The organism is Falsirhodobacter sp. 20TX0035 (genome assembly GCF_028307215.1).
GTDB lineage: Bacteria > Pseudomonadota > Alphaproteobacteria > Rhodobacterales > Rhodobacteraceae > Falsirhodobacter.
Genome location: NZ_JAQMHV010000001.1, coordinates 66,462 through 82,621, shown reverse-complemented (window position 1 = coordinate 82,621; position 16,160 = coordinate 66,462). Strand labels below are relative to the sequence as shown.

The window sequence follows — 16,160 nt, the reverse complement described above, 5'->3', positions numbered from 1 at the left end:
TCAGCCGGGCATCCGCGCCTCGGCGCCCAGCGTGGTGACGATGTCCGCCAGCTCGGCGCTTTCGGTGCGGGTTTCGCCCAAACGGCGGACGGACACGGTGCGGTTGCCGACTTCCTGCATGCCCACGGCCAGGATCACCGGCACCTTGCCCACCGAATGTTCGCGGACCTTGTAGTTGATCTTCTCGTTCCGCAGGTCGGTCTCGGCCAGAACGCCCACGGCCTTCAGCGCCTCGGCCACCTCGCGCGCGTAATCGTCCGCGTCCGACACGATGGACGCGACGACCACCTGGCGCGGGGCCAGCCAGAAGGGCAGCTTGCCCGCATAGTTTTCCAGCAGGATGCCGATGAAGCGTTCGAACGACCCCAGCACGGCGCGGTGCAGCATGACCGGCATGTGCTTGGCCCCGTCCTCGCCGATATATTCGGCCTTCAGGCGGTCGGGCAGGTTGAAGTCGGCCTGAAGCGTTCCGCACTGCCACTCGCGCCCGATCGCGTCCGTCAGCTTGAAGTCCAGCTTCGGGCCATAGAAGGCGCCGTCGCCGGGGTTCACCTCGTAGGGATAGCCCGCCTTCTCGATCGCCTGCGCCAGCGCGGTTTCGGCCTTGTCCCAGATCGCGTCGGACCCCACGCGCACCTCGGGACGGGTGGACAGCTTGATGTCGAACTTCTCGAACCCGAGGTCGCGGTAGACGGTGGACAGCAGTTCAAGGAAGGACGCGGTTTCCGCCTCGATCTGGTCTTCGGTGCAGAAGATGTGGGCGTCGTCCTGCACGAAGCCGCGCACGCGCATCAGCCCGTGCATCGACCCCGAGGATTCGTAGCGGTGGCACGATCCGAATTCCGCCAGCCGCAGCGGCAGGTCGCGATAGGATTTGAGGCCGTGGTTGTAGACCTGCACGTGGCACGGGCAGTTCATCGGCTTCAGCGCGTTGATGCGCTTTTCCTTGGCGCCTTCCTCGTCCACCTCCACGATGAACATGTTCTCGCGGTAAGCTTCCCAGTGGCCGGACTTTTCCCACAGGACGCGGTCCACGACCTGCGGGGTCTTGATCTCCTGATACCCGGCCTTGCGCAGGCGGCCGCGCATGTAGTCTTCCAGCGTGCGGTAGATCTGCCAGCCGTTCGGGTGCCAGAACACCATGCCCGGCGCTTCTTCCTGCAGGTGGAACAGGTCCATCTCGCGGCCCAGCTTGCGGTGATCGCGCTTGGCCGCTTCCTCCAGCATGGTCAGGTGGGCCTTCAGATCCTCGCGGTTCTTGAAGGCGACGCCGTAGATGCGTTGCAGCATGGGGCGGGTTGAATCACCCAGCCAGTAGGCGCCGGCCACCGTGGTCAGCTTGAAGGCGTCGGCCGGAAGCTGTCCGGTGTTCTGCAGGTGCGGGCCGCGGCACAGGTCCATCCAGTCGCCGTGCCAGTACATGCGGATCGGCTCGTCGCCCGGAATGCGGTCCAGCAGTTCCACCTTAAAGGGCTCTCCGGCGGCCTGGTAATGCGCGCGAACGCGTTCGCGGTCCCAGACCTCGGTCTTCACGGCCTCGCGGGCGTTGATGATGTGCTTCATCTTCGCTTCGATCTGGCCAAGGTCTTCGGGCGTGAAGGGTTCCGCCCGGTCGAAGTCGTAGAACCAGCCTTGGTCGCGGACCGGGCCGATGGTGACCTTCACGTCCGGCCACAGCTCCTGCACCGCGCGCGCCATCACGTGGGCGAAGTCGTGGCGGATCAGTTCCAGCGCCTGGGCGTTGTCCTGCATGGTATGGATCGCGATGGAGGCGTCGCCCTCGATCGGCCATTGCAGGTCGAAATGCGCGCCATTGACAGTGGCGGAGATCGCCTTCTTGCCAAGGCTGGTGGAAATGGCGGTCGCCACTTCGCCGGGCGTGGTGCCCTGCGGGAACTGGCGCTGGTTGCCATCGGGGAAGGTGAGGGTGATCTGGGCCATGCAAGGCTCCTCGTCGGTTCGGCGCCCACGGAACGCCCGGTTGCGGGTTTACGGGGTGGTTGTTGCGGGGCAGGGGTGGAAAGTCAACCACGCCCCGGACTAAGCTGCCGAAAACTCGGAGCGCGCATGACCCAGTACCTGACCACCCCCGAACACCGCCGCATCGCCCATGACCTGACGCCGGGCACGGGGCCAACGGTCGTGTTTCTGGGCGGTTTTCGCTCCGACATGACGGGAACGAAGGCGGTCGACCTGCGCGACTGGGCCGTGGTGCAGGGCCGGGCCTTCCTGCGGTTCGACTATTCCGGTCACGGCGTGTCCGAAGGCCGGTTCGAGGATGGCGCCATCGGCGACTGGTATGAGGACGCCCGCGCCGCGCTGTCGCTGGTCGAAGGGCCGGTGGTGCTGGTCGGATCATCGATGGGCGGCTGGATCGCGCTGCAACTGGCCCGCGCGATGCCGGACAGGGTGGTGGCGCTGGTCGGCATCGCCGCCGCCCCCGATTTCACCGAGGATCTGATGTGGGCGTCCTTCGACGACGCCCAGCGCGCGCAGGTGATGGCCGGGGCCTATCCGCTGCCGTCGGCCTATGGCGAACCGACGCCGATCACCCGCCGCCTGATCGAGGAGGGACGCAACCGTCTGGTCCTGCGCGACCCCTTGCGCCTGCCGTTCCCCGTGCGGCTGCTGCAGGGCACCGCGGATGCCGAGGTTCCGGTGTCCGTTGCCCTGCGCCTGATGGAGCATGCCGAGTCCTCCGATCTGCGCCTGACGCTGGTGAAGGGCGCCGATCACCGCTTCTCCTCCCCCGAATGCCTGGCGCTGATCCGGCAGACCGTCGCCGATGTGGCCGGATGAACCGGGCGTCGCGGGCAAGGAGATCGTCCGCATTGCCCCCCGCACCGGTCTGGCGCTGGTCTATCTGCACGGCTTTTCCGGTTCGAAGTGGGAGATCGACCCGGTGCACCGCCGTGTGGCCGAACGCCTGGGCGCGAACCTGTTCCTGACGCGCTTTGCCGGCCACGGGCTGGACGGGGAGGCGCTGGCCGGTGCTACCCCCGCCGCCTGGCTGGCCGACATGGAGGAGGCGGTGGCCGTGGGCCGCAGCCTTGGCCAGCGGGTGGTGCTGATCGGAACCTCCACGGGCGGGCTTCTGGCGGCCCATGCGGCGGCGCGGGGGATGGTGGACGGGGTGGTCCTGATCTCTCCGAACTTCGCGCTGAACCCGAAGGTGGCGTGGCTGTTCCGCCTGCCGCAGATCCGCCGCTGGGGGCCGCACGTCTTCGGCCACACGCGGACGCTGGCCACGGCCGAGGATCCGCAAAAGCAGTACTGGACGGCCAGCTATCCGACCCGCGCGCTGTGGCCGCTGATCGACCTGATGCGGATGCCGCTGGACATGGGCCGCGCCCGCTGTCCCGCGCTGTTCGTGTGGTCCGAGGGGGACCGGGTGATCAGCCCCCGCGCCGTCCGTCGCGCCGCGCGCCTGTGGGGCGGGCCGGTCACGCGGGTGCCGCTGATGCCGGGGCCGGGGGACGATCCGATGCGGCACGTGCTGGCCGGGGACATGCTGTCACCGGGAATGAACGACCGGGTGACCGACCTTGTCGCCGACTGGATCAGCCGTGAAGGGCCAGCAGCTCCTTGAGGGTGTCGAGCGTGTCGATCTCCTCTACGGGCTTGTCGTGGCGCCAGCGGGACATGCGGGGAAAGCGCAGGGCGATGCCCGACTTGTGGCGGCTGCTGGCCTGGATCCCCTCGAACGCCACTTCGAACACCAGTTCGGGCGGGACGCGGCGGACGGGGCCGAACTTTTCCAGCGTGTGGCGGCGGACCCAGCGCGTGATCTCGTTGAACTCCGCATCCGTCAGGCCGGAATAGGCCTTGGTAAAGGGCACGAGCTGGTCGCCGTCGCGCACCGCGAAGGTGAAGTCGGTGAAGAGGTTGGCCCGCCGCCCGCTGCCCGATTGCGCGTAAAGCATCACGCAATCCACGGTGAAGGGATCCAGCTTCCACTTCCACCAGTCCCCCCGCTTCCGGCCCACGTGATAGGGGGAGGACAGGCGTTTCAGCATCAGCCCTTCGGCGTTCTCCTCGCGCGCGGTGGCGCGCAGGCGGGCCATCGCGTCCCAGCTGTCCACGTTGATTTCGGGCGACAGGCCCAGGGGCATTCCAGCGGGCAGGTGGGCGATCAGCGCGGCCAGGCGGGCGCGACGGTCGGACAGGGGCAGGGCGCGCAGATCCTCGCCCCGCTCCTCCAGCAGATCGTAGGCCAGAAGATGAGCGGGCGTTTCGGTCAGCATCTTCTTCGACACGGTCAGCCGCCCGATGCGCTTTTGCAGTTGCGCGAAGGGCAGGGGGCGCGTGTCGCCCCAGGCCAGCACCTCGCCGTCGATCACGGTGCCTTCGGGCAGGAAATCGGCCAGGGGCGCGAATTCGGGGAAGCGGTCGGTGATCAGTTCTTCCCCCCGCGACCACAGGGCGAAGGCCCCGGCGCGGCGGATGATCTGGCCGCGGATGCCGTCCCATTTCCATTCGGCCAGCCAGTCCCCCGGGCTGCCCAGCGCCTCGGGGTCGTCCAGAGGGGAGGCGAGCGCGAAGGGATAGGGCCGCGCCCCGGCCGCTGCGGGATCGTTCGACCGGATCAGGCTGTCCCACGAGGTGCTGCGCGGTTCCCAGTCGCCCATCAGGCGGTGGGCAAGCTCCGTTTCCTCCATCCCCGTGGCCTGGGACAGGGCGCGGACCATAAGGCCCTGGCTGACCCCCATGCGGAAGCCGCCGGTGATCAGCTTGTTGAACAGGAACCGTTCGCCTGTCGTCAACCGGTCCCACGCGTCCAGGATCGCGGCGCGGCGTGTGTCGGCGGGCTGGCCGGTCAGCGCGATCAGGTCGGCGATCCAGTCGGCCAGCGGCCGGTCGTCGCGCCGCGTGGCGGGCGGCAGCACGAGGGAGATCGTCTCGGACAGGTCGCCCACGACGGGATAGGCTTCCTCGAACAGCCACAGGGGGATGCCGGCCGCGTCCGCCGCCCAGTTGCGCAGTTCGGTGGAATTGACGGCGCGCTTGGGGCGGCGTCCGGACAGCAGCGCGATGGTCCAAAGGCGATCGGCCTCCGGCGCCTCGCGGAAATAGTCGGCAAGGGCGGCCACCTTGGCGTTGGTCTTCGTGGTGCGGTCCAGCGCGTCGAACAGGGCGAAGAAGCGGATCATTCCAGAACCTCCACGTCGTCCTCGTCCGCCTCGTCGCCCTCGTACTGCGTTTCCACGATGCCCGCGTCATAGCCCTGTTCGGCCAGCCAGCGGCGGAACACCTGGGTGTAGCCGTGGGTGACGAAGACCCGTTCGGCCCCCGTGGCGCGGATGGCGTCGTTCAGCCCCTGCCAGTCGGCATGGTCCGACAGGACGAACCCCTGCGCCAGCCCGCGCCGCCGCCGCACGCCGCGCATCGCCATCCAGCCCGAGGCGAAGGCCTGCGACGCCCCCTTGAACCGCCCGGCCCAGGGCGTGTTCAGCGCGGACGGCGGCGCGATGACCAGCGCGCCGGGATGGGTGGTGCCCGTCACCTCCGGCCCCGCCCAGACGGTGTCTGGCAGGCGTATCCCTTGCGCGCGCAGGACGCGGTTCGTCGCCTCCACCGCGCCATGGGTCAGGATGGGGCCGATGCCTGCGTCCACGTTGGCAAGGATGCGCTGGGCCTTGCCCAGCGAATAGGCCCCGAGGATGGAGGTCCGCCCCTCGGCCGCGTTTCCGGCCCACCAGGCGTTCACGTCGGCCATCACCTCGGCCTGCGGGCGCCAGTTGAAGACGGGCAGGCCGAAGGTGCATTCAGAGATGAAGGCGTGGCAGGGCACGGGTTCGAACGGTTCGCACAGCCCGTCGGGTTCGGTCTTGTAGTCGCCGGACACGACCCAGACGCAGCCCCCCACCTCCACCCGGATCTGGGCGGAGCCGGGAAGGTGCCCCGCGGGGTGGAAGGATACGGCCGCGTCGCCGATGCGCCGGGTTTCCCCGAATGCAATGGTCTCGCCCCGGATGGCGCCAAGGCGATGGCGCATGACGGGCATGGCCACGTCGGTGGCCAGATAGCGCCCGTGCCCGCCGCGCGCGTGGTCGGAATGCCCGTGCGTGATCAGCGCCCGTTCCACCGGCCGCCACGGGTCGATGAAGAAGTCGCCTGCCGGGCAGAAGATGCCGCGATCGGTGAAGGTCAGGACCTGTTCCATGCCCAACAGGTAGCCGAACGGGTGGCCCGGTCCAGTCTGTGGAGGTTTTGCGAAATCTTCTTTTCGGGTGCGGGGCCGGGTGATTAGACTTCAATGCACGCGGCCCCAGATTACAGGGCGATGCGAGTGGAAGGGTTTGGGCGTGACGACCTATTTTAACGAGATGTTCGACGCCGATACGGTGCGCGCCCCCTATGCCGGGCTGGAAGGCTGGACCCGGAACATGCCCGCCGCCCTGCGCCACATGAAGCAGGCCGAGGCCGAGGCCCTGTTCCGCCGCATCGGCATCACTTTCGCTGTGTACGGCGAAGGCGGCGATCCCGACCGCCTGATCCCCTTCGACATGTTCCCCCGCGTCTTTACCGCCGGCGAATGGGCCAAGCTGGACCGCGGCATCCGCCAGCGGGCGCGGGCGCTGAATGCGTTCCTCGTCGATGTCTATGGACGCGGAGAGATCATCCGCGCCGGAAAGATCCCCGCGCATCTGGTCTATCGCAATGCGGCGTTCGAAAAAGCCGTCGTGGGCATCGTGCCACCCAAGGGCGTTTATTCCCATATCGTCGGCATCGACCTTGTCCGCACCGGCCGGGACGAGTTCTTCGTGCTGGAAGACAACTGCCGCACGCCGTCCGGCGTCAGCTACATGCTGGAGAACCGGGAGATCATGATGCGCATGTTCCCCGACCTGTTCCGCGAGAACCGGATCGAGCCGGTGGACAACTATCCTGCGCTGCTGCGCCGCACGCTGGCCTCGGTCGCGCCGGTGAAATGCGACCGCGAACCCACGATCGTGCTGCTGACGCCCGGGCATTTCAACTCGGCCTATTACGAGCACAGCTTCCTGGCCGACATGATGGGGGTGGAACTGGTCGAGGGGCAGGACCTGTTCGTTGAGGGGGAGTTCGTGTGGATGCGCACCACCGAAGGCCCGCGCCGGGTGGATGTGATCTATCGCCGGATCGACGACAGCTACATCGACCCCCTGTGCTTCCGCCCGGACAGCATGCTGGGCGCGCCGGGGCTGATGGACGTCTACCGTTCGGGCGGGGTGAACATCTGTTCCTGCCCCGGCGCGGGCGTGGCCGACGACAAGGCCGTCTACACCTTCGTGCCCGAGATGATCCGCTTCTATCTGGGAGAGGAGCCGATCCTGAACAACGTGCCCACCTGGCAATGCGCCAAGCCTGACGACCTGAAATACGTGCTGGAGCGTCTGGACGAGCTGGTGGTGAAGGAAGTCCACGGCTCGGGCGGTTACGGGATGCTGGTGGGGCCGAAATCCACGAAGGACCAGATCGAGCGCTTCCGCGCCAGGATCGTGGACGACCCCGGCAACTACATTGCGCAGCCGACGCTGGCCCTGTCCACCACCCCCACCTTCGTGGAGGAGGGGATCGCCCCCCGCCATGTGGACCTGCGCCCGTATTGCCTCGTGGGGGACCGGGTGGAACTGGTGCCGGGCGGGTTGACCCGAGTGGCGCTCACGGAAGGCTCTCTGGTCGTGAACTCGTCGCAGGGCGGCGGGGTCAAGGACACCTGGGTTCTGGCGGAGTGATGACATGCTGAGCCGGACCGCGAACAACCTCTTCTGGATCGCCCGCTACATGGAACGAGCGGAAAACATGGCGCGCCTCTTGGAAGTGGGGGCGCGCATCTCGCTGCTGCCCTCCATCCACGGCTATCGCAGCGAATGGGACAGCCTGTTGCAGGCCTCCGGCACGGCCGAAGGGTTCCAGCGCAAATATGGCGATCCGGTGGCGCGCAACATCGAAAGCTATCTGTTCTTTGACCGGGACAACCCGTCCTCCGTCATCTCCTGCCTGACGGAGGCGCGGGAGAACGCCCGCATCGTGCGCACCGCCCTGACGACGCAGGTCTGGGACGCGCTGAACATGGCGTTCCAAGAGCTGAAGCAGCTGGAACGCACGCCGCGGTCGGAACTGGAACTGACGCAGCTGACCGAATGGGTGACGCGGACGGCGGCGCTGGTGCGCGGGTCCATCGGCGCCACGCTGCTGCGCAATGACGGCTACGATTTCCTAAATCTCGGCTATGCGCTGGAACGGGCGGACGCGACGGCGCGGCTGATCGACGTGAAGTATTACGTGCTGCTGCCGCGGGTCGAATTCGTGGGTTCCGGCCTCGACAACTACCAGTGGATGACGCTGCTGCGCGCGCTGTCGCTGCACCGCGCCTTTCATTGGAGCTATGCGGGCGACATCACGGCGCGCAAGATCGCGGACTTCCTGATCCTGAACCCGCAGAACCCCCGGTCGCTGATCAGCAGCGTGGAGGCGATCAACACCTCGCTCACGCAGCTTGCGCGGGCTTACGGCCGCCAGATGGACAGCCAGGTGCGCGGGCAGGCCCTTCTGGCCACGCTGGGAGAGCAGAGCGTGGACGAGATCTTCGATCAGGGCATGCACGAGTTCCTGACGGGCTTCATCGGCGAGGTGGCGACGCTGTCGCACCAGGTCTGGGAAAATTATCTCACGGGGGATGTGCGATGATCCTGACGGTCGAACATGTCACGCGCTACCGCTACGACACCCCGGTGCGCGGGCTGGTGCAAAGCCACCGGCTGACCCCGGCCTCCACCGAGGGGCAGCGCGTGTCCCACTGGCACGTCGCCGTGTCGGACGGGATTTCGGGTGGCGGCTTCCGCGACGGGGCGGGCGACCGGATCGAAAGCTGGTCCGTCCGCGGCCCGGTGGAGGAGGTGGAGATCCGCGTGACCGGAGAGGTCGTGACCACCGATCAGGCGGGCGTTCTGCGCGGCCACCGCGAAACCATCGCGCCCCAATGCTATCTGCGCGACACCACGCTGACCCATCCGGGCGGCGCGATCCCCACCCTTGCGCGCGAGGCGCTGGGCCGGGAGCCGCTGGCGGCGGCGCACCACCTTGCCTCGGCCGTAGGGGAACGCATCGTCTGGACCCCCGGCGCCACCCAGTCCCAGACCACGGCGGCCGAGGCGCTGGAGCGGGGGCAGGGCGTCTGTCAGGACCACACCCACGCGCTGGTGGCGCTGGCCCGCCAGATCGGGATGCCCGGACGCTACGTGTCGGGCTATCTTCTGGCCGACGGCGTGCAAGAGGCGGCCCATGCGTGGGCTGAACTTTACGTGAGCGGTCTGGGCTGGGTGGGCTTTGATGCTGCCAACCGCTGCTGCCCCGACGACCGATATATTCGTCTGGGTTCGGGTCTTGACGCGCAGGACGCGGCCCCGATCCGCGGATCGGCCCGCGGCGGCGGGGGCGAGGTTCTGGACGTGACGGTTGCGGTCCAGCAGGCACAGCAGTAGGGTCCTGTTCTGAAAAGGAACGGATGAACGATGACTTACTGCGTTGGCCTCTTGCTGGATGAAGGGATGGTCCTTCTGTCGGACACGCGCACCAATGGCGGGTTCGACAACATCGCCATCTATCGCAAGATGTTCCTGTTCGAGGAGCCGGGCGACCGCGTGATCGCCATCATGACGGCGGGATCCCTGTCCGTCACCCAGACCACGATCGCCCGCCTGCGCGAACAGATCAAGGCGCGCGACGCCGATGGCGACACGTCGATCATGAAGGCGCCGTCCATGCTGAAGGTGGCCGAGATCATCGGCAACATGCTGGCCGATGTGCGGGCCGACGTGGACGACAAGCTGGCCTCCATGCGGCAATCCGCGCTGGCCAGCATGATCGTGGCGGGCCAGGTCAAGGGGGGTGAGATGCGGATGTTCCTCATCTATCCCGAGGGCAACTTCATCGAGGCGACGGAGGACACGCCCTTCCTGCAGATCGGCGAGCACAAGTACGGCAAGCCGATCCTGGACCGGGTGGTGCGGCCGCAGACGTCGCTGGACGATGCACGCAAGGCGGTGCTGCTGTCGATGGATTCCACGCTGCGGTCGAACCTGTCGGTGGGCATGCCGCTGGACCTGCTGTGCGTGCGCCGGGACGATCTGCGCGCGACCGAACTGCGCCGGATCGAGGCCGGGGATCCCGTCTTCCGCGAGATGTCGGAGGCATGGTCCAACGCGCTGCGCGACGCCTTTGTGAAGGTCAGCGTCTGAACAGCGCGTCCGCCGTGTCCAGAAAGGCCGCGCGGATCTCGGGGCGTTCCATCAGGATCTCATGCTCCGCCCCGTCGATGGCGGTCAGGACGGCGCCGTCCCAGCGGGCCATGCGCGCGCGGATGGCCGTCACGTCCACCACGCGTTCGCGCGACCCAACCATCGCCAGCGCCGGCACGGGCGGGCAGGGGCGTGGGGTCAGGGTGCGCATCTCGCGCAGGGCCGCGCCCAGCCAGCCAAGGCTGGGGCCGCCCAGCATCCGGTCGGGCATCGCCGCCGCGTCGGCCTTCAGCCGGGCAAAGGTTTCGGGGTCGGAGGTGAGGGTGTTTCCGGCGAACGGGGCTTCCGTCACATAGGGAGCGGGCGTCAGGCCGGGCACCGGCCGGTCGGCGCGGTTCAGGACGGCGGAACTGCCGGCCACCAGATGGGCCACGGGGCGCATCAGCCCTTCCATCGGCAAGCCCCACATCGGCGCGCTGAAGGCGATGGCGGCCACGTCCGCGCCCTCCATCAGCCAGCGCAGGGCGATCAGGCCGCCCATGGAATGCGCGATCACGAAAACGCGCCCCGTCAGCACGGGCAGGACCGCGCGCAGGTCCATTTGGTAGTCGGAAAAATCCCGCACATGGCCGATCATCGGATCCGGCAGCGCACGGTCGGACCCGCCCTGTCCACGCCAGTCCAGCGTCGCGACGGACCATCCGCGCGTCACCAGCGCTTCGGCGACAGGCTCGTATTTCTCGATGTATTCGGTGCGGCCTTGCAGCAGAAGCACGGTGTCCGGCCCGCCCTCCCATCGCCGGGCGCGCAGCCGGGTGCCGTCTTCGGCCACCAGCGTCCTCACGACAGAGCCGTTCCCAGCTTCATCGCCATGGGCATGGACCCGTCGACCTTCAGCCGCCCGGTCATGAAGGCCGTCGCGGGTTTCAGCCGCCCTTCCAGAAGCGCGCGGAAATCCTCGACCGTTGCCGTCAAAGTCACGTCGGCCTCGCCATCCCCTTCGCGCACGCCCGTGCGGTCGGCCAGGATCGTGCCCTCACCCTTCAGGACGAACTTGGCCCGGCCTTCAAACCCGTCCAGCCGCGCGCCGAGGCGTTCCACCGCCTTGTCGATCACTTCTCCCATCTGCACTCCTTCGGGGTTCTGGTATTTTGCGCCTGCGGCGTTACGTTGGATATATGAAAGCGCGCCGACCGATTTTCCATGCCCTTGTTGCCATCTTGCTGGCGTCCCCCGTGGGGGCGGCCGATCTGGATGCGCTGTATGACCGTCTGGCCACCGCTTCGGAGCAGGACGCCCCCCGGCTGGAGGCGGAGATCGAGGACGCGTGGCAGAAGTCCGGATCCGCCGCGATGGACCTGCTGCTGGAACGCGGACAGGACGCGCTGGCCGCGGGCGACACGGCCGCCGCCATCGACCATTTCAGCGCCCTGATCGACCATGCGCCCGATTTCGCTGAAGGCTACAACGCGCGCGCGGCCGCCTTCTTTCAGGAGGGGGAGTTCGGGCCTGCCATCACCGACATCGGCCACGTCCTGACGCTGGACCCCCGCCATTTCACGGCCATCACCGGCCTTGCCCTGATGCTGGAGGAGATGGACCGCCCGAAAGAGGCGATCGAGGCGTATCGCGCCGCGCTTGCTATACATCCCCATCTGGCCGGGATAAGGGACAGCATCGATCGGCTGACGGCCGAAACCGACGGGCAGGAGATCTGACGCCGATGCGCCAGAACGGGCGGGTGACGGCGGTCCTGGGGCCGACGAACACCGGAAAAACCCATTACGCGATCCAGCGGATGCTGGGCCACCGGACCGGCGTCATCGGGTTGCCGCTGCGGCTGCTGGCGCGCGAGGTCTATGACCGGATCGTGGCGCAGCGCGGCCCCTCGGTCGTGGCGCTGGTCACGGGCGAGGAGCGGATCGTCCCCGAGCGCACCCAGTACTGGGTCTGCACCGTGGAAGCGATGCCGCAGGAGATCGGCGCCGACTTTGTGGCCATCGACGAGATCCAGCTGTGCGGCGACCCATCGCGCGGGCACGTCTTCACCGACCGGCTTTTGCGGGCGCGGGGACTGCACGAGACGCTGTTCCTTGGGTCCGAGGTGATGCGGGGGGCCATCGCCGCGCTGGTGCCGGGGGTGGAGTTTCTGCGGAGGGAACGGTTTTCCACGCTGTCCTACACCGGGTCGAAGAAGATCAGCCGGATGCCGCCGCGCAGCGCGATCGTCGGCTTCTCGGTGGAGAATGTCTATGCGATCGCCGAACTGATCCGCCGGACCAAGGGCGGCTGCGCCGTGGTGATGGGCGCGCTGTCGCCGCGCACGCGCAACGCGCAGGTGGATCTTTATCAGAACGGGGACGTGGACTACCTCGTGGCGACGGACGCCATCGGCATGGGCCTGAACCTCGATGTCCGGCACGTGGCGTTCTCCTCGACCGAGAAGTTCGACGGCCACCGGATGCGCCCGCTGTTCCCGCACGAACTGGCGCAGATCGCGGGGCGCGCGGGGCGGCACACCGAACCCGGCACCTTTGGCGTGACCGGAGAGGCGAGCCCGCTGGAGCCCGAGGTGGTGCGCGCGATCGAAGAATCACGCTTCGCCCCGATCAAGAAGTTGCAGTGGCGCAACGAGGCGCTGGAGTTCGGCACGGTGGATCGCCTGATCGCGAGCCTTGAGGCGCCGACGCAGAACGAGTGGCTGTCCCGCACCCGCGAATCCGACGACCTGCACGCGCTGAAGGCGCTGGCGGCGCTGCCGGACATCCGTGACCGCGTGCGGTCCCCCCAGTCCGTCCGACTGTTGTGGGACGTGTGCTGCATCCCGGATTTCCGTGGAAAATCAGGCGGGGAGCATATCAGCCTCCTGACCCGGATCTTTGAATTCCTGCAGGGCGGCAAGGTTCCGAACGACTGGCTGGCGGGCGTGATGAAGCGGATCGACCGCACGCAGGGCGACATCGACGCGCTGTCGCGCCGGCTGGCGTATATCCGCACATGGACCTATGTGGCGCAGCGCAAAGGGTGGGTGGAAGACGAAACCCATTGGCGGGACGAGACTCGCGCTGTAGAAGACCGTCTGTCGGATGCGCTTCACGCGCAATTGACCCAACGATTTGTCGACCGGCGCACTTCGGTGTTGATGCGGCGGTTGAAGCAGAAGGAGACCCTCGTGGCCGAGGTGAACGACAAGGGTGAAGTGACGGTCGAAGGCGAGTTCGTCGGCCGTCTGGAAGGCTTCCGCTTCCGGCAGGACGCGTCAAGCTCCTCGGAGGAGGCGAAGACGCTGCGGCAGGCGGCGTTCCAGGCGCTGCGCCCCGAGTTCCACCTTCGGGCGGACCGCTTCTACAACGCGCCCGACACGGAGATGGACTTCACCGAGCAGGGGGGCCTCATGTGGGGCAACCAGGCGGTGGGCAAGCTGGTGTCGGGCGGCGATCCGCTGAAGCCGCAGGTCGAGGCGTTCGTGGACGAGGAAGCCGGCCACGACGTGTCCGAGAAGGTGAAGCGCCGTCTTCAGCACTTCATCGACCGCAAGGTGGCGGCGCAGTTCGAACCGCTGCTGAACATGGCGCGGGACGAATCGCTGACAGGTCTGGCCCGGGGCTTCGCCTTCCGGCTGGTCGAAGGCATGGGCGTCCTTCCCCGCGACGGCATCGCCGAAGAGGTGAAGGCGCTGGATCAGGACTCCCGCTCCGTCCTGCGCAAGCATGGCGTGCGGTTCGGCCAGTTCACGGTCTTCCTGCCGCTGCTGCTGAAACCCGCCGCGACGCGCCTGCGTCTGGTGCTGTGGTCGCTTGCGAACAACCTGTCGGAGTTCCCCGAAAGCCCGCCCCCGGGCCTTGTCACGATCCCGAACGTCGAAGGCGTTCCACGCGAGCATTACACGCTGGCCGGTTATCACCCCGCCGGCGTGCGCGCGATCCGCATCGACATGCTGGAGCGTCTGGCCGACCTGCTGCGCGGTCAGGACAGCCGCGGCGGGTTCGAGGCGACGCCCGACATGCTGTCCATCACCGGCATGACGCTGGAGCAGTTCGCCGACCTGATGGGCGGTCTTGGCTACAAAGGCGAGAAGGCGGAGCGTCCGAAGGCGCGTCCGGCCAAGCCGGTTGACGAGGCGGAGGCCGCGCCCGAGCAGAATCCCATCCCCGAAGGCGAAACGCCCGTGGTGGAGATGGAGACGTTCTACACCTTCACTTGGGCCCCGCGCCGCCGCGACCCGCAGCCGCGCCGCGAGAACAACCGCCCGCCGCGCAAGGAAGGCGAACGCCCCCCGCGCAAGGAAGGTGAGGGCCGCAGCGACGCCCCCCGTCAGGGCAAGCCGAAGCCCAAGGGCAAGAAGCCCGAGCGGGAGGAGCGTCCCCGCCAGTTCGAGGCGCGCCCCGAACGTCCGGTGAAGATCGACCCGGACAACCCCTTCGCGGTTCTGGCCGCCCTGAAGAAGAGCTGACATGCGGCCCGTGATGCGCCTGGACAAATGGCTGGTTCAGGCGCGTTTCTTCAAGACCCGCACGATCGCCTTGGCCGAGGTCGAGGCCGGGCATGTGCGGGTGAACGGCACCAAGACGCGCAAACCCTCCAGCGCCGTGGGGGCGGGGGATGCGCTGACCTTTCCCCAAGGCGGCCGGATTCGCGTCATCCGGGTTCTGGATCTGCCCGTGCGACGGGGTCCCGCCTCGGAAGCGCAGGAACTTTACCAGGATCTGACGGACGGGGTTCCCTCTGAGGTGCCGGAACAGGAATGATGTTCTTGCCCGGACGGGGCGCCCGTGGCGCCGGTCTTTCCTTTGGCTGGGCGCTTGCCCTTTTCCCGCACGGGGAATAGGTAACGTGCCACCAGCCGCAAGCGGATATTCGTTATGACCTATGTCGTCACCGACAACTGCATCGCCTGCAAGTACACCGACTGCGTGGAGGTGTGCCCCGTCGATTGCTTCTACGAAGGCGTGAACACCCTGGTGATCCACCCGGACGAATGCATCGATTGCGGCGTGTGCGAACCCGAATGTCCCGCCGACGCCATCCGTCCGGATACGGAACCGGCGATGGACGAATGGGTGGAGTTCAACCGCAAGTTCTCCCTCCAATGGCCGGTCATTACCCAGAAGCGCGACCCGCTGCCCGAGGCGGCCGAGCGCGACGGTGAGACGGGCAAGCTGGAGAAGTATTTCATCGCGGAGCCGGGCGAGGGCAACTGAGTCTGTCATGCGACAGTTGGAATCTGCCCGATTCTGTGATATGAACATGTCATACAGTCGCAGAACAGGCTTCATGCCCGTCTGCATGTGACGCGGAGACCTTGTTCCAACGACAAAACCCTCCCCTTATCCCCCGGAATTCGTTTCGGGCGGATATTTGTCGTCGGTCGGGTGACATACGAGGATTCGAATGACCAAGACCAAAAAGCCCGAATACCGCCCCGACGATTTCGTCGTCTATCCCGCGCATGGCGTGGGCAAGATCATCTCGATCGAGGAGCAGGAAATCGCGGGCATCAAGCTCGAGCTGTTCGTGATCTCGTTCGAGAAGGACAAGATGACGCTGCGCGTGCCGACGCACAAGGCGACCGAGATCGGGATGCGTTCGCTGTCCGATCCCGACGTGGTGGCCAAGGCGCTGGACACCCTGAAGGGCAAGGCGCGGGTGAAGCGGGCGATGTGGTCGCGTCGGGCGCAGGAATACGAACAGAAGATCAACTCGGGCGATCTGATGTCCATTGCCGAGGTCGTGCGCGACCTGCACCGTTCGGACGATCAGCGCGAGCAGTCCTATTCGGAACGTCAGCTGTACGAATCCGCGCTGGAGCGTCTGACACGCGAAGTTGCCGCCGTGTCAGGCACCGACGAGGCAGGCGCGCAGAAGCAGGTGGACGACGTCTTGCTGTCCCGCGCGGCCTGATCGCCATTCTCGTGAGACCTTGCAAGCCGCGGCCCC

Annotated in this window: 16 protein-coding genes; 11 read left to right on the top strand and 5 right to left on the bottom strand. The window is 67.2% G+C overall.

Annotation, left to right across the window (positions count from 1 at the left end):
• Positions 1–1,941: a threonine--tRNA ligase gene (gene thrS, locus PIJ50_RS00430; protein WP_271971732.1), complete on the bottom strand. Its 1,941-nt coding sequence runs from the start codon at positions 1,939–1,941 to the stop codon at positions 1–3.
• A 126-nt stretch (positions 1,942–2,067) separates the two neighbouring features.
• On the opposite strand from thrS, the gene PIJ50_RS00425 reads away from it, so the two are divergent.
• Together PIJ50_RS00425 and PIJ50_RS00420 are read left to right on the top strand one after the other, a co-directional pair.
• Positions 2,068–2,799, top strand: a complete 732-nt coding sequence (locus PIJ50_RS00425) for an alpha/beta hydrolase (protein WP_271971730.1) — start codon at positions 2,068–2,070, stop codon at positions 2,797–2,799.
• Entirely contained in the window at positions 2,786–3,589 is an 804-nt protein-coding gene (locus tag PIJ50_RS00420; protein ID WP_271971728.1) for an alpha/beta hydrolase, read from the top strand. Before PIJ50_RS00425 ends, PIJ50_RS00420 begins: the two co-directional genes overlap by 14 nt.
• Here the strand turns inward: PIJ50_RS00420 and PIJ50_RS00415 are convergent.
• The gene (locus tag PIJ50_RS00415; protein WP_271971726.1) at positions 3,561–5,150 is read right to left on the bottom strand and encodes an ATP-dependent DNA ligase; all 1,590 of its coding nucleotides are present in this window, start codon (positions 5,148–5,150) and stop codon (positions 3,561–3,563) included. The two genes, PIJ50_RS00420 and PIJ50_RS00415, sit on opposite strands and share 29 nt — an antisense overlap.
• Positions 5,147–6,163, bottom strand: a complete 1,017-nt coding sequence (locus tag PIJ50_RS00410) for a ligase-associated DNA damage response exonuclease (protein WP_442900688.1) — start codon at positions 6,161–6,163, stop codon at positions 5,147–5,149. The genes PIJ50_RS00415 and PIJ50_RS00410 overlap by 4 nt, the downstream gene beginning before the upstream one ends.
• Before the next feature lie 163 nt (positions 6,164–6,326).
• Here PIJ50_RS00410 and PIJ50_RS00405 point away from each other — a divergent pair, with 163 nt between their 5' ends.
• Genes PIJ50_RS00405 through PIJ50_RS00390 form a run of 4 tightly spaced genes read left to right on the top strand, consistent with a single transcriptional unit; the run spans position 6,327 to position 10,223 of the window.
• Positions 6,327–7,718 carry a circularly permuted type 2 ATP-grasp protein gene (locus PIJ50_RS00405; protein WP_271972900.1) on the top strand — a complete coding sequence of 464 codons (1,392 nt, stop codon included), beginning with the start codon at positions 6,327–6,329 and terminating at the stop codon, positions 7,716–7,718.
• Between the two features lie 4 nt (positions 7,719–7,722).
• Positions 7,723–8,673, top strand: a complete 951-nt coding sequence (locus tag PIJ50_RS00400) for an alpha-E domain-containing protein (protein WP_271971722.1) — start codon at positions 7,723–7,725, stop codon at positions 8,671–8,673.
• On the top strand, positions 8,670–9,467 hold the full coding sequence (locus PIJ50_RS00395; protein ID WP_271971721.1) for a transglutaminase family protein: 798 nt from the start codon (positions 8,670–8,672) through the stop codon (positions 9,465–9,467). The genes PIJ50_RS00400 and PIJ50_RS00395 overlap by 4 nt, the downstream gene beginning before the upstream one ends.
• 30 nt (positions 9,468–9,497) lie before the next feature.
• Positions 9,498–10,223, top strand: a complete 726-nt coding sequence (locus tag PIJ50_RS00390) for a proteasome-type protease (RefSeq protein WP_271971719.1) — start codon at positions 9,498–9,500, stop codon at positions 10,221–10,223.
• On the opposite strand, the gene PIJ50_RS00385 is transcribed toward PIJ50_RS00390, so the two are convergent.
• Together PIJ50_RS00385 and PIJ50_RS00380 are read right to left on the bottom strand one after the other, a co-directional pair.
• Positions 10,213–11,067 (bottom strand): alpha/beta fold hydrolase, encoded by an 855-nt coding sequence (locus PIJ50_RS00385; RefSeq protein WP_271971717.1) that lies wholly within the window; start codon positions 11,065–11,067, stop codon positions 10,213–10,215. The two genes, PIJ50_RS00390 and PIJ50_RS00385, sit on opposite strands and share 11 nt — an antisense overlap.
• Positions 11,064–11,348, bottom strand: coding sequence for an SCP2 sterol-binding domain-containing protein (locus PIJ50_RS00380; protein ID WP_271971716.1), 285 nt, complete (start codon positions 11,346–11,348; stop codon positions 11,064–11,066). Before PIJ50_RS00380 ends, PIJ50_RS00385 begins: the two co-directional genes overlap by 4 nt.
• Positions 11,349–11,443: 95 nt before the next feature.
• On the opposite strand from PIJ50_RS00380, the gene PIJ50_RS00375 reads away from it, so the two are divergent.
• The 5 genes from PIJ50_RS00375 (at position 11,444) to PIJ50_RS00355 (ending at position 16,124) form a co-directional block, all read left to right on the top strand.
• Positions 11,444–11,941 (top strand): tetratricopeptide repeat protein, encoded by a 498-nt coding sequence (locus PIJ50_RS00375; RefSeq protein ID WP_442900687.1) that lies wholly within the window; start codon positions 11,444–11,446, stop codon positions 11,939–11,941.
• Between the two features lie 5 nt (positions 11,942–11,946).
• Positions 11,947–14,676: a helicase-related protein gene (locus tag PIJ50_RS00370; RefSeq protein ID WP_271971713.1), complete on the top strand. Its 2,730-nt coding sequence runs from the start codon at positions 11,947–11,949 to the stop codon at positions 14,674–14,676.
• Position 14,677: 1 nt separating this feature from the next.
• Positions 14,678–14,971 carry an RNA-binding S4 domain-containing protein gene (locus PIJ50_RS00365; protein ID WP_271971712.1) on the top strand — a complete coding sequence of 98 codons (294 nt, stop codon included), beginning with the start codon at positions 14,678–14,680 and terminating at the stop codon, positions 14,969–14,971.
• Positions 14,972–15,085: 114 nt separating this feature from the next.
• Positions 15,086–15,424 (top strand): ferredoxin FdxA, encoded by a 339-nt coding sequence (fdxA, locus tag PIJ50_RS00360; RefSeq protein WP_271971711.1) that lies wholly within the window; start codon positions 15,086–15,088, stop codon positions 15,422–15,424.
• A 190-nt stretch (positions 15,425–15,614) separates the two neighbouring features.
• On the top strand, positions 15,615–16,124 hold the full coding sequence (locus PIJ50_RS00355; protein ID WP_271971710.1) for a CarD family transcriptional regulator: 510 nt from the start codon (positions 15,615–15,617) through the stop codon (positions 16,122–16,124).
• Positions 16,125–16,160: the final 36 nt, after the last annotated feature.